9 protein-coding genes and 1 pseudogene are annotated in these 13,312 nt (G+C 71.3%); 9 read left to right on the forward strand and 1 reads right to left on the reverse strand.

The features are described 5' to 3' along the window. Nucleotides 1-29 precede the first annotated feature (29 nt). Nucleotides 30-702: pseudogene (locus ABZ154_RS08375) on the forward strand (phosphatidylglycerol lysyltransferase domain-containing protein); the annotation flags it as partial. Continuing rightward, nucleotides 699-1,430, forward strand: coding sequence for a hypothetical protein (locus ABZ154_RS08380; RefSeq protein ID WP_356830259.1), 732 nt, complete (start codon nt 699-701; stop codon nt 1,428-1,430). The pseudogene ABZ154_RS08375 and the gene ABZ154_RS08380, both read left to right, overlap by 4 nt. On the opposite strand, the gene ABZ154_RS08385 is transcribed toward ABZ154_RS08380, so the two are convergent. After that, a complete protein-coding gene (locus ABZ154_RS08385) occupies nt 1,370-2,134 on the reverse strand; it encodes a hypothetical protein (RefSeq protein ID WP_356830261.1) in 765 nt (254 codons plus the stop codon). The two genes, ABZ154_RS08380 and ABZ154_RS08385, sit on opposite strands and share 61 nt — an antisense overlap. A 130-nt stretch (nt 2,135-2,264) precedes the next feature. Between ABZ154_RS08385 and ABZ154_RS08390 the strand changes: the two genes are divergently transcribed. From ABZ154_RS08390 to ABZ154_RS08420, 7 genes are all read left to right on the forward strand, one after another. Continuing rightward, a complete protein-coding gene (locus ABZ154_RS08390; RefSeq protein ID WP_356830263.1) occupies nt 2,265-3,050 on the forward strand; it encodes an adenosylcobinamide-GDP ribazoletransferase in 786 nt (261 codons plus the stop codon). 206 nt (nt 3,051-3,256) lie between these two features. Then, nucleotides 3,257-4,816 (forward strand): leucyl aminopeptidase, encoded by a 1,560-nt coding sequence (locus ABZ154_RS08395; RefSeq protein ID WP_356830265.1) that lies wholly within the window; start codon nt 3,257-3,259, stop codon nt 4,814-4,816. A gap of 351 nt (nt 4,817-5,167) precedes the next feature. Beyond that, a complete protein-coding gene (gene lpdA, locus ABZ154_RS08400; protein ID WP_093693018.1) occupies nt 5,168-6,556 on the forward strand; it encodes a dihydrolipoyl dehydrogenase in 1,389 nt (462 codons plus the stop codon). Between the two features lie 62 nt (nt 6,557-6,618). After that, complete coding sequence (sucB, locus tag ABZ154_RS08405; protein WP_356830267.1) at nt 6,619-8,445, forward strand: 2-oxoglutarate dehydrogenase, E2 component, dihydrolipoamide succinyltransferase; 1,827 nt, start codon at nt 6,619-6,621, stop codon at nt 8,443-8,445. A 147-nt stretch (nt 8,446-8,592) separates the two neighbouring features. After that, nucleotides 8,593-9,216, forward strand: coding sequence for a GntR family transcriptional regulator (locus ABZ154_RS08410; protein ID WP_356830269.1), 624 nt, complete (start codon nt 8,593-8,595; stop codon nt 9,214-9,216). A 266-nt stretch (nt 9,217-9,482) separates the two neighbouring features. Continuing rightward, a complete protein-coding gene (gene aceE / locus ABZ154_RS08415) occupies nt 9,483-12,155 on the forward strand; it encodes a pyruvate dehydrogenase (acetyl-transferring), homodimeric type (RefSeq protein ID WP_356830271.1) in 2,673 nt (890 codons plus the stop codon). Between the two features lie 167 nt (nt 12,156-12,322). Continuing rightward, on the forward strand, nt 12,323-13,312 hold the full coding sequence (locus tag ABZ154_RS08420; RefSeq protein ID WP_356830273.1) for a WYL domain-containing protein: 990 nt from the start codon (nt 12,323-12,325) through the stop codon (nt 13,310-13,312).

Raw genomic sequence — 13,312 nt, forward strand, 5'->3', positions numbered from 1 at the left:
GCGCGCCATGTAATTGGCCTGGCCGCTGCCGCTACGGCGCCCTGCGGCTGATCTCCGTGGCCGCAGACGACTCACGCGTCCCCGGGATCACCGCCCCGGACTGGGTCGACGACCCGGCGGCCTGGCCCGGCGCCATCGACCCGTGGCTCGCAGAGGCCCGCGAGCACGGCTGGATCCCGGCGGTGCTGGGCGCGAGCGAGGAGGCGGGCACGGTCTACACCGGCACGGCATGGACGCGCTGGAGCTGGGTGACGAGGCGATCGTGGAGAGGGCCGACTTCACGCTGCACGAGCGGCCTCTCCCTCGACTCGATGCGCCGGTGACCGCGAGGCGGAGAACGGCCTCATGGAGTTCATGGTCATCCAGCTCCTCCGCCGATCCGGCGAGATCGGGATCACTCAGCTCTCGCTCAACTTCGCCCTGTTGCGCTCCGTCTTGGAGAGGGGATCGCGGCTCGGCGCGGGACCGGTGCTGAGGCTGTGGCGTGCGCTGCGGAGCTTCTTCTCGCGCTGGTGGCAGATCGAGTCGCTGTACCGGGCCAACGCCGAGCACCGACCGATCTGGGAGCCACGTCTCATGTTGTTCGAGAAGAGCGCCGACCTGGCGCGCGTCTCCGTCGCGGCAGGCCGGGCCGAGGGGTTCCCGGAGGCGACGGGGCTGCCGAAGTGGCTGCACCGCGCGCGTCTCGGCGCCCCTAGATGAGCCGCCTGCCGGCGCTGCGCCGGGCCGCGCGGCGGGAGTGGGGCCCGCTCTTCACCACCGTACGGACGGGCCTCTCCGAACGGGGAGCAGGGGCGCTCGCACTGACCCTGACGGCGGTGACGCTGACCGCGACCGTCCAGCTGGTCCAGAACCAGGCGTGGGGCTACGGACCGGTGCAGAACCTGGGGGCGGTGCGGGCCGAGGACGCGGTGTGGCCGGCTCTGCTGCGTACACCGCTGTCCCTCTTCGTCCCTGCCCTCGACCTGCCGGTGTGGGGTGCGCTGGCGCAGATCCTGCTGGTGTTCGGCATCGCGGAGGCGTGCCTGGGACGGTGGCGCAGCCTCGCCGTCGCGTACCTCGCCACGCTGGCGGGAACGCTGTACGCCCGGGTCGGCATCGCGCTCGGCCCGGACGCGTTCCTGGGGCTGCCGGCCTCGGACGCGCAGGTGGTGGACACCGGGCCCTCGGCGGCGGTGGTGGGGCTCGCGGTGTACGTCTGCCACGCCCACCGGGCCTGGTTCACCGGGTCCCTGGTGGTCGTCGCGATGGTGGTGGAGGTCCTCGTCAAGGACAACCTGGCGGGCCGGGAACATCTGGCTTCCATCGCCGCCGTCCTGGTGGTGTGTGCCGTACGGGAGTGGCTCGGGCGGCGGCGCGAGGGCCGGGGTCAGGGCTTGCGGGCCGGTGGCAGCGGGACGCGGTCGGGGGCGCCGCCGACGAGGTCCTGAAACCTTCGGCGCGGGCCCGCCCAGCGCACATCGTGGTGGTAGGCGCGCAGCACCGCCTTCGAGCGGGCCCGATGGCGGTTGCGGTAGAACCGCCTGGCCCACGGCGAGGTGGGGCGGGCCAGGCGGAGCGCGCCGATCAGCGCGACGAACGGGACGAGGGTGCCGAGCACCGCCATCCGGGTCTTGCCCTTGAACAGTGCGATCAGGACGAAGCAGAAGTTGATCGCGTACGAGGTGATGACGCCGAGCCTGCTCTGCTGCTCCTCGTCGGTGACGTCGTCCACCCCGAGCGGCGAGAACCCGGCCAGGACCAGCACCACCAGCGAGGCCGTCAGCACGACGACCTCGACGCTCTGGCGGCCCTCCTCGGTCCAGTACACGTCGTCCAGATGCAGGATCAGCGCGAACTCGTCCAGCACCAGCCCGGCCCCGATCCCGAAGATCACCGCGGACAGCCCGGCGGCCACCCCGTGCCTCCCCGCCGCCACCGCGCCGAATCCGCCGATCACCGTCAGCACGATCCCGGGCACCACGTGATGGATGTGGATCCCGCCCGGGGTGATGTTGCGGAACGGGCCCTTCCCCGCACGGATCATCCGCGTGATCGTGCGGGTGATCGCGAAGGTGAGGACGAAGGCGGCCAGCGCGAGGAGCAGGGGGAGCTTGCCCGGCTCGGCGATGTCGGTGTGCCACCAGTTACCCATGCCACCCGCTCCCGATGCGCTCAGCTCTGCGGCTTTGCTTGCTCAGCTCTGCGACTCTATGTTCAGCTCTGCGGCTTTTCTGACGTTTCAGCCAATCTATCCGTGCGCGGGAGCGGCTAACCTGCCCGCGGTGACCTCCCTGAACAGCCACGGCCTGCGTTTCGCCTTCGGCACCCTCACCGTGCTGCCCGTCCGCGTGACCCGCTGGGACCGCGCGACCGCCAGGGCCGGGATGCTCTGCGCCCCGCTCGCCGGGCTCACCGTCGGCCTGCTCGCCGCCGGGCTCGGCGCGCTGTCGCTGCTGGCGGGCTCGGGGCCGCTGCTCGCGGCGGTCGCCTCCGTCGCGGTGCCCGCCGCCCTCACCCGGGGGCTGCACCTGGACGGCCTCGCCGACACCGCGGACGGCCTCGGCAGCGGGAAACCGGCCGGGGACGCGCTGCGGATCATGAAGCAGTCCGACATTGGGCCGTTCGGTGTCATCACGCTCCTCCTGGTTCTGCTGGCCCAGGTCGCCGTCCTCTTCGAGCTGTACGGGGAGGGGGGCTGGGCGCGCGGGGCGCTCGGGGCCGTGGTCGCGGCCGTCGCCGCCCGGCTCGCGCTCACCCTGGCGTCCCGGCAGGGCGTCCCGGCGGCCCGGCCGGAGGGGCTCGGCGCGGTGGTGGCGTCCACGGTCCCGGTGGGACGGGCGGTGGTCGCGGCGGCGGTGACGGTGGCGGTGTGCGCGGCGGGGGGCGCGGTGTTCGGCCCGTACGGGGCTCTGCACCACGCGCTCGCGGTGCTGGGCGCCCTGGCCGCGGCCGAACTCCTGCTGCGCCACTGCGTCCGCCGGTTCGACGGGGTGACCGGGGACGTGTTCGGCGGGGTGGCGGAGACGGCGGCGACAGCGGCCCTGGTGGTGCTGGCGCTCGGCCCCTGACCGCCCTACGACCGGCCGGGACCCGGCCCGCGCACGGCCGGAACCGACCGCCCTACCGGTCCGCAACGGCCCGCCGCCGTAACTCCCGGCGAACCGCGCGCGTAGGCTCATTCCCGGCGCGTCGCGGAGGCGTCTACGATGCGCCGGGCACGGTCGGCCCACCCCTCGACCGAACTCGAACTCAACGGAAGCGAGATTTCACCACCGTGACTGCTCTCACTCTCAGCACTGCCGGTGCGGCGACGCTGCGCGCCGACGCGCTCGTCGTCGGCGTCGCGAAGGGCGCTGGATCCAAGTCGGGGAACCTGGTCCTGGCGCCGGGCGCCGAGGCCGTGGACAAGGCGTTCGACGGAAAGCTCGCCACCGTTCTCGCGACCCTGGGGGCCGTGGGTGCCGAGGGCGAACTGACCAAGCTGCCCGCGCCGTCCGGCCTCAAGGTCCCGGTCGTCGTCGCAGTCGGCCTCGGTGCGGTCCCGGACAAGGAGGACGCGTATGACGCGGAGGCGCTGCGGCGCGCCGCGGGTACCGCCGCCCGTGCGCTGTCCGGCTTCAAGAAGGCCGGCTTCGCGCTGCCCGCCGCCTCCGTCGAGGACGCCGCGGCCGTCGCCGAGGGCGCCCTGCTCGGCGCCTACGCCTTCACCGCCTACCAGGGCGGCGAGAACAAGCTCGCCCCCAAGGACGCCAAGTCCAAGGACAGCGGCCCGAAGCTCCCGCTCGCCGAGGTCGTCCTGGTCGGCGCCAAGCCGCGCGACAAGGCCTACAAGGCGGCCGTCGAGCGCGCGCTGGCCCTGGTCGAGGAGATCAACCGCGCCCGCGACCTGATCAACACCCCGCCCAACGACCTCTACCCCGAGTCCTTCGCCGCCGTGGCCACCGCCGCGGGCAAGGAGCACGGCATCAAGGTCCAGGTCCTGGACGAGAAGGCCCTGGCCAAGGGCGGCTTCGGCGGCATCCTCGGCGTCGGCCAGGGCTCCGCGAACGGCCCGCGCCTGGTGAAGCTCGCCTACACCCACCCGAAGGCGGCGAAGACCCTGGCCCTCGTCGGCAAGGGCATCACCTACGACTCGGGCGGCATCTCGCTCAAGCCGGCCGGTCACAACGAGACGATGAAGTGCGACATGAGCGGCGCCGCCGCCGTGTTCGCCGCCGTCGTCACGGCCGCCCGCCTCGGCCTGAAGGTCAACGTGACCGGCTGGCTGGCGCTCGCCGAGAACATGCCCTCCGGCAACGCCACCCGCCCCGGTGACGTGCTGCGCATGTACAGCGGCAAGACCGTCGAGGTCCTCAACACCGACGCCGAGGGCCGGCTCGTCCTGGGCGACGCGCTCACCCGCGCCTCGGAGGAGAAGCCCGACGCGATCGTCGACGTGGCGACCCTGACCGGCGCGATGGTGCTGGCGCTCGGCAACCGCACCTTCGGGATCATGGCCAACGACGACGCCTTCCGTACGTCGATCCACGAGATCGCCGAGGAGGTCGGCGAAGCCTCCTGGCCGATGCCGCTCCCCGACGACCTGCGCAAGGGCATGGACTCCCCCACCGCCGACATCGCCAACATGGGCGAGCGCATGGGCGGCGGCCTGGTGGCCGGCCTGTTCCTCAAGGAGTTCGTGGGCGAGGGCATCGCCTGGGCGCACCTGGACATCGCGGGCCCGGCCTTCCACGAGGGCGCGCCGTACGGCTACACGCCCAAGGGCGGCACCGGCTCCGCGGTCCGCACTCTGGTGCGCCTGGCCGAGCGCACCGCCGACGGCGACCTGGGCTGAGTGCCTGACACGTACGGCCCCGGGCATAGGTCCGGGGCCGTACGTGTTGTCGCAGCGAAAGCGGCAAGACTCGTTTCAAAAGCGGCAAGGAAAGACAGGATTTCGCTCTCGACGAACATCGACGGAATCCGTAGGTATCTACGCAGCAGTAACCCTCCGGAACGGACGATCATCCGTCCCGGACCCGGGCCCCGCGTCCCGCCCACCGTCGACAAGTGCGAAGATGGGTTCTCGGCAGGACAGGGCCCCCACCACAGGGCCGAAGACAAAGCGGCCGAACACCAGCCGACCGGCCGGTCATACCCCAGCGACGGGGCCCGGCGTACGGCGCACATGCATGGAGGACGTGACGTGGCGAACGACGCCAGCACCGTTTTCGACCTAGTGATCCTCGGCGGTGGCAGTGGCGGGTACGCCGCGGCCCTGCGCGGAGCGCAGCTGGGCCTGGACGTCGCCCTGATCGAGAAGGGCAAGGTCGGCGGCACCTGCCTGCACAACGGCTGCATTCCCACGAAGGCGCTGCTGCACGCGGGCGAGATCGCGGACCAGGCCCGCGAGTCGGCCCAGTTCGGCGTGAAGGCGACCTTCGAGGGCATCGACATGGAGGCCGTCAACAAGTACAAGGACGAGGTGATCTCGGGCCTGTACAAGGGTCTCCAGGGTCTTATCGCCTCGCGCAAGGTCCACTACATCGAGGGTGAGGGCAAGCTCTCCTCCCCCACCTCCGTGGACGTGAACGGCCAGCGCATCCAGGGCCGCCACGTGCTGCTGGCGACCGGCTCCGTGCCGAAGTCGCTGCCGGGCCTGGAGATCGACGGCAACCGGATCATCTCCTCGGACCACGCGCTGAAGATGGACCGCGTCCCGAAGTCGGCGATCGTGCTGGGCGGCGGCGTCATCGGCGTCGAGTTCGCCTCGGCGTGGAAGTCCTTCGGCACCGAGATCACCATCGTCGAGGGCCTGAAGCACCTCGTCCCGGTGGAGGACGAGAACAGCTCGAAGCTTCTTGAGCGCGCGTTCCGCAAGCGCGGCATCAAGTTCAACCTCGGTACGTTCTTCGAGAAGGCCGAGTACACGCAGGACGGCGTCCGCGTCACCCTCGCCGACGGCAAGACCTTCGAGGCGGAGCTGCTGCTCGTCGCGATCGGCCGCGGCCCGGTCTCGCAGGGCCTGGGCTACGAGGAGGCCGGGGTCGCCATGGACCGCGGCTACGTCCTGGTCGACGAGTACATGCAGACCAACGTGCCGACGATCTCGGCCGTGGGTGACCTGGTCCCCACCCTCCAGCTCGCGCACGTCGGCTTCGCCGAGGGCATCCTGGTGGCGGAGCGTCTCGCCGGTCTCAAGACCGTTCCGATCGACTACGACGGCGTGCCGAAGGTGACGTACTGCCACCCCGAGGTCGCCTCCGTGGGCATCACCGAGGCCAAGGCCAAGGAGATCTACGGCGCCGACAAGGTCGTCGCCCTCAAGTACAACCTCGCGGGCAACGGCAAGAGCAAGATCCTGAAGACCGCGGGCGAGATCAAGCTCGTCCAGGTCAAGGACGGTGCCGTGGTCGGCGTCCACATGGTGGGCGACCGCATGGGCGAGCAGGTCGGCGAAGCCCAGCTGATCTACAACTGGGAGGCGCTGCCCTCCGAGGTCGCCCAGCTCATCCACGCCCACCCGACGCAGAACGAGGCGATGGGCGAGGCTCACCTGGCGCTGGCCGGCAAGCCCCTCCACTCGCACGACTGATCCCCCGGTCCCGGGCGCGACGACCGACCACTTCCGCATTTTCGTAAGGAGCAACTGAAACCATGTCGGTTTCCGTAACCCTTCCGGCGCTCGGCGAGAGCGTCACCGAGGGCACTGTCACCCGTTGGCTGAAGGCCGAGGGCGAGCGCGTCGAGGCCGATGAGCCGCTGCTCGAGGTCTCGACCGACAAGGTCGACACCGAGATCCCGGCCCCCGCGTCCGGCGTTCTGTCGTCCATCAAGGTCGCCGAGGACGAGACCGTCGAGGTCGGCGCCGAGCTGGCCGTCATCGACGACGGCTCCGGCGCACCGGCCGAGTCCGAGGCTCCGGCCCAGGAGTCGTCCACCGAGCCGGCCGCCACCCCGGCACCGGCCGCCGAAGAGGCGCCCACCGCCCCGTCGACCGAGACCGAGGCTCCGGCCGAGGCCCCGACCGCCGAGGCGACCACCGGCGGTTCGTCCGCCGAGGGCACCGACGTCACCCTCCCGGCGCTCGGCGAGAGCGTCACCGAGGGCACCGTCACCCGCTGGCTGAAGGAGGTCGGCGAGGAGGTCGCGGAGGACGAGCCGCTGCTCGAGGTCTCCACGGACAAGGTCGACACCGAGATCCCCGCCCCGGTCGCCGGTGTGCTGCTGGAGATCGTGGTCGCCGAGGACGAGACCGCCGAGGTCGGCGCCAAGCTCGCCGTCATCGGTGCTCCGGGCGCCGCCCCGAAGCAGGAGGCTCCCAAGGCCGAGGCCCCGAAGCAGGAGGAGGCTCCGAAGCAGGAGGCTCCCAAGGCCGAGGCCCCCAAGGCCGAGGCGCCGAAGCAGGAGGCCCCCGCGGCTCCCGCCCCGGCACCGGCCGCACCCGCTGCTCCGGCACCCGCTGCTCCGGCTCCCGCCGCCGCCCAGCCCGCCCCCGCCACCCCGGCACCGGCCGCCCCGGCCGCCGCGCCCACCGGTGACGACGGCGCCTACGTCACGCCGCTGGTCCGCAAGCTCGCGTCCGAGAACAACGTGAACCTGAGCTCGGTCAAGGGCACCGGCGTCGGTGGCCGTATCCGCAAGCAGGACGTCGTCGCCGCCGCGGAGGCCGCCAAGGCCGCCGCCGCTGCTCCGGCACCCGCTGAGACTGCGGGAAGCCAGGCCGCCGCCAAGGCCGCGCCGAAGCTGGAGGCGTCCCCGCTGCGCGGTCAGACGGTCAAGATGACCCGCATGCGCAAGGTCATCGGCGACAACATGATGAAGGCGCTGCACTCGCAGGCCCAGCTGACCTCGGTCGTCGAGGTCGACATCACCAAGCTGATGAAGCTGCGCAACCAGGCGAAGGCCTCCTTCGCCGCCCGTGAGGGCGTCAAGCTCTCCCCGATGCCGTTCTTCGTGAAGGCGGCGGCCCAGGCGCTGAAGGCCCACCCGGTCATCAACGCCCGGATCAACGAGGGCGAAGGCACCATCACGTACTTCGACGCGGAGAACATCGGCATCGCCGTGGACGCGGAGAAGGGCCTGATGACCCCCGTCATCAAGGGTGCGGGCGACCTGAACATCGCCGGTATCTCGAAGAAGACCGCCGAGCTGGCCGGCAAGGCCCGCGGTGGCGGCCTGACGCCGGACGACATGTCCGGTGCCACCTTCACCATCAGCAACACCGGTTCGCGCGGTGCACTGTTCGACACCGTCATCGTGCCGCCGAACCAGGCAGCCATCCTGGGCATCGGCGCCACGGTCCGCCGCCCGGTGGTCATCGACCACCCGGACCTCGGCGAGACCATCGCGGTGCGCGACATGACGTACCTCGCGCTCTCCTACGACCACCGCCTGGTGGACGGCGCGGACGCCGCCCGTTACCTGACGTCGGTCAAGGCGATCCTGGAGGCCGGTGAGTTCGAGGTCGAGCTCGGCCTCTGAACGCTCCGGCTGTAACCAGCCTCACCAGCGGCGCCCCCGTCCGGAACTCTTCCGGGCGGGGGCGCCGCCGTATTGTCTAAACACCACCGGTCGCCCGCGCCGCCGTGATGATGTAGGCAGCACCGGTCTGCCCTGAAGGAGCACCACATGACCCCGCCCGTCGTCCACTCGCTGCGCGAACAGATCCGCGAGCACATCGTGGAGGGGATCGTCAGCGGGCGCTGGAAGCCGGGTGAGCGGATCGTGGAGCGCCGCATCGCCACCGAGCTGGAGGTCAGCCAGACGCCCGTACGGGAAGCGCTGCGGGAGCTGGAGACGCTCCGGCTGATCGAGTCGGCCCCCAACAAGGGCGTGAGGGTCCGCAACCTCACCGCGGCCGACCTGGAGGAGAGCTATCCGGTACGGGCGGGCCTGGAGCAGATCGCGGCGGAGCTGGCCGCCCCGCTGCTCGGCCGGAACTGCTCGGCGCTGGAGCCCCATGTGGCCGCGCTGTACGAGGCGGACCGGCTTGCCGACGGCGAGGCGCAGGTGCGGCACACGGTGGGCTTCCACCGGGAGATGGTCCGGGCCGCCGGGAACGCGGTGCTGCTGCACACCTGGGAGGGGCTCGGCATCGAGGTGTTCACGGCCCTGTCGATCCGCTGGCTGGGGACGGTGCAGAAGTCGTACGCGGAGGAGCACCAGGCCCTCATCGACGCGTTCCTCGCCGGGGACCCGCAGATCGGCGCCCTGGTGAAGGCCCACGTGCTGGGTTGCGCACCGCGCGCCTGAGCCTTTCCGGGCGGTCGATCGTTTGGCGTGCGACCTGCTCTTCCGTGCAGGTCAGCACCCCTTTTGCGCACTTTTTCGCGTCACTCCGTGCCCCTTTTCGAGGCACCCCATGCCACTTTTCTTCGTATCGAGAAGTTTTGCCTTCAATCCTTTGATCGATCATCGATCAGCGGCTTACAGTTCACTCCGCGGGCCCACCGGCCCCATCGCCCTGTCCTGCCAGCCAGGGCCTTCTCCACCCCCCTCCTCTCCGGAAGGCGGCGATCATGACCGACCCCGTAGGAAAGCTTCCGAGCGAGCTCGACCAGCTCCCGGACCGTGACCCCGAGGAGACCGCCGAATGGGCGGCCTCCCTGGACGCCGTCACCCAGGCCGCCGGCCCGCACCGCGCCGCGTACCTGATGCGCCGCTCGCTGCAGCACGCCGAGGGCGCCGGTCTCGCGCTGCCCAAGCTGCTGGAGACCGATTACGTCAACTCCATCCCGACCGCCGCCGAGCCCGTGTTCGACGGCGACCTGGAGATGGAGTCGAAGATCACCGCGTGGAACCGCTGGAACGCGGCCGCGATGGTGACCCGGGGAGCCAGGTACGGGGTCGGCGGGCACATCGCCACGTTCGCCTCGGCGGCCTGGCTCTACGAGACCGGCTTCAACCACTTCTTCCGCGGCAAGGAGGGGGACGGCTCCGGCGACCAGCTCTACATCCAGGGCCACGCCTCCCCCGGCATCTACGCCCGCGCCTTCCTCGACGGCCGGCTCAGCGAGCAGCAGCTCGACAACTTCCGGCAGGAGTCCGGTGGCGAGGGCCTGCCCTCCTACCCGCACCCGCGGCGGCTGCCCTGGCTGTGGGAGTTCCCCACCGTGTCGATGGGCCTCGGCCCGCTCTCGGCCATCTACCAGGCGCGCTTCAACCGCTATCTGACCAACCGCTCCATCAAGGACACCGCCAACTCGCACGTCTGGGCCTTCCTGGGCGACGGCGAGATGGACGAGCCCGAGTCGACCGCCGCCCTGGCCCTCGCGGCCCGTGAGCAGCTCGACAACCTGACCTTCGTCATCAACTGCAACCTGCAGCGCCTCGACGGCCCGGTCCGCGCCAACTTCCGCGTGGTCCAGGAGCTGGAGGCGCAGTTCCGCGGGGCCGGCTGGAACGTCGTCAAGACGCTCTGGGGCAACGCCTGGGACGAGCTGTTCCAGCTGGACACCACGGGCGCGCTGCTGCGCCGCCTGCGGGAGGTCCCGGACGCCCAGTTCCAGACGTACGCCACCCGCGACGTCGCCTACATCCGCGACCACTTCTTCGGCGCTGAGCCCGCCCTCGCCGAGCTGGCGAAGCTGCTCACCGACGCGAAGATCGCCGAGTGCTTCTACACCTCGCGCGGCGGCCACGAGGCCCGCAAGGTGTACGCGGCGTACAAGGCGGCCGTGGAGCACAAGGGCGCGCCGACCGTGATCCTGGCCCAGACGGTCAAGGGCTACACGCTCGGCAAGGGCTTCGAGTCCAAGAACGCCAACCACCAGATGAAGAAGCTGTCGATCGACGAGTTCAAGGGCATGCGCGAGCTGCTCGGCCTCCCGATCCCCGACAGCGCCTTCGAGGACGGTCTCGTCCCCTACGGCCACCCCGGTGCCGACTCCCCCGAGGTCCGCTACCTCCAGGAGCGCCGCGCCGCCCTCGGCGGTCCCGCCCCGGCCCGCCGGATGCACGCCTCGGCGCCGCTGCCGCAGCCCGAGGAGCGCGCGTTCAAGGCCCTGTACAAGGGGTCCGGCAAGCAGGAGATGGCCACCACCATGGCGTTCGTCCGCCTGGTGAAGGACCTGATGCGGGACAAGGAGACCGGCAGGCGCTGGGTGCCGATCGTCCCGGACGAGGCCCGTACGTTCGGTATGGAGTCGCTCTTCCCGTCCGCCGGCATCTACTCGCCGATGGGCCAGACGTACGACCCGGTCGACCGCGACCAGCTGATGTACTACAAGGAGGCCAAGGACGGCCAGATCCTCAACGAGGGGATCACCGAGGCCGGGGCCATGGCCGACTTCATCGCCGCCGCCACGTCGTACGCGACGCACGGCGAGACGATGATCCCGTTCTACATCTTCTACTCGATGTTCGGCTGGCAGCGGACCGGCGACCAGATGTGGCAGCTCGCCGACCAGCTGGGCAAGGGCTTCATCGTCGGCGCCACGGCGGGCCGTACGACCCTGACGGGTGAGGGCCTCCAGCACGCGGACGGCCACTCGCACCTGATCGCGGCCACCAACCCGGCCTCGCTCAACTACGACCCGGCGTTCGCGTACGAGGTCGCGGTGATCGTCAAGGACGGTCTGCGGCGGATGTACGGCCCCGACGCCGAGGACGTCTTCTACTACCTGACGGTCTACAACGAGCCGAAGCCCCAGCCCGCGATGCCCGAGGGCGTCGAGGAGGGCATCGTCAAGGGCCTGTACCGCTTCAAGGAGGGCACGCCCGCCAAGGCGGACGCGCCGCGCCTGCAGCTGCTGGCCTCGGGCACGGCGATCCACTGGGCCCTGGAGGCCCAGGAGCTGCTGGCCGCCGACTGGGGTGTCACGGCCGACGTCTGGTCCGCCACCTCGTGGGGCGAGCTGCGCCGCGACGCGCTGGAGGCGGACGAGGCGCTGCTCCGCGGTGAGCAGCAGGTCCCCTACGTGACCCAGGCGCTCTCCGGTGCGCCGGGCCCGGTGCTCGCGGTCAGCGACTGGATGCGCCAGGTCCCGGACCAGATCAGCCAGTGGGTGGAGCAGGACTGGTCCTCGCTCGGCACGGACGGCTTCGGCCTCTCCGACACCCGCGCGGCGGCCCGCCGCCATTTCGGTGTCGACGCCCAGTCGATCGTGGTGGCGTCGCTGGCCCAGCTCGTCAAGCGCGGCGAGGTCCCGGCCTCGGCGGTCAAGGAGGCCCGGGAGCGGTACGGCCTCTGAGCCGTCAGCCCGACCTGACCCCCGGTCACCGGGGCGAGCGCGTCCGACAACGCGTCCGCCCCGGCGGCCGGGGGTTTCGGCCTGAGCAGCGGCCGGGAGCTTCGGCGCGGGCGGCCGGGGGCTCAGCCCAGGCGGCCGTGCGTTTTCGCGGCCGCCACAATGGGCGCATGCGTGCTGCCCGGCTGATCAAGATGGTGCTGCTCCTCCAGTCCCGCCCCGCCATGACCGCCGCCGAGCTGGCGGCCGAGCTGGAGGTGTCGGAGCGTACGGTCACCCGCGACGCCCAGGCACTCTCCGAGGCGGGCGTCCCGGTGTACGCGGAGCGCGGCCGGGCGGGCGGCTACCGGCTCATCGGCGGCTACCGCACCCGGCTGACCGGCCTCGCCCGGAACGAGGCGGAGGCGCTCTTCCTCTCCGGGCTGCCCTCCGCGCTGCGCGAGATGGGCCTGGAGGACGCGGCGTCGGCGGCCCGGCTCAAGGTGTCGGCCGCGCTGCTGCCCTCCGTACGCGACGCCTCGGCCTCCGCCGCCCAGCGCTTCCATCTGGACGCCCCGTCCTGGTACCACGAGCCGGAGCCCCCCGGCTTCCTGCCCGCCGTCGCCGACGCCGTCTGGGACGACCGCCTGCTGCGGGCCCGCTACCGCAAGGGCGGGGGCCGCGGATCCGGACGCGAAGGTACGGAGGTGTCACGGGAGCTCGCTCCGTACGGGCTCGTCCTCAAGGCCGGGGTCTGGTACCTCTGCGCCAAAGTCGGGGACGACTTCCGGGTCTACCGGATCGACCGGTTCACCTCGGTGGAGCCGGCCGCCGAACGCTTCGACCGGGACGAGACCTTCGACCTGCCCGCGTTCTGGGACGCGCGGGCCGCCGAGTTCGCCCGGTCCCTCCTCCGTACCGAGGTGACCGTACGGGTGTCCGAGAGCGGTGCACGGCAGCTCACGTACACCGGCGACCGGGCGGCCGCCGCTACAGCCCTTTCCGAGGCCCCTCCCGCCGGTCCGGACGGGTGGCGCACGGTCGTCCTCCCCGTGGAGTCACTGGACGTGGCGTACAGCCAGCTCCTTTCGCTGGGTCCCGAGTTGGAGGTCGTGGCCCCCGAAAAGCTGAGGGACCGGATCGCCGAGGCGGTCGAACGCCTGAGTGATCTGTATCGCTGA

It is taken from the genome of Streptomyces sp. NPDC006261 (assembly GCF_040613515.1).
GTDB lineage: Bacteria > Actinomycetota > Actinomycetes > Streptomycetales > Streptomycetaceae > Streptomyces.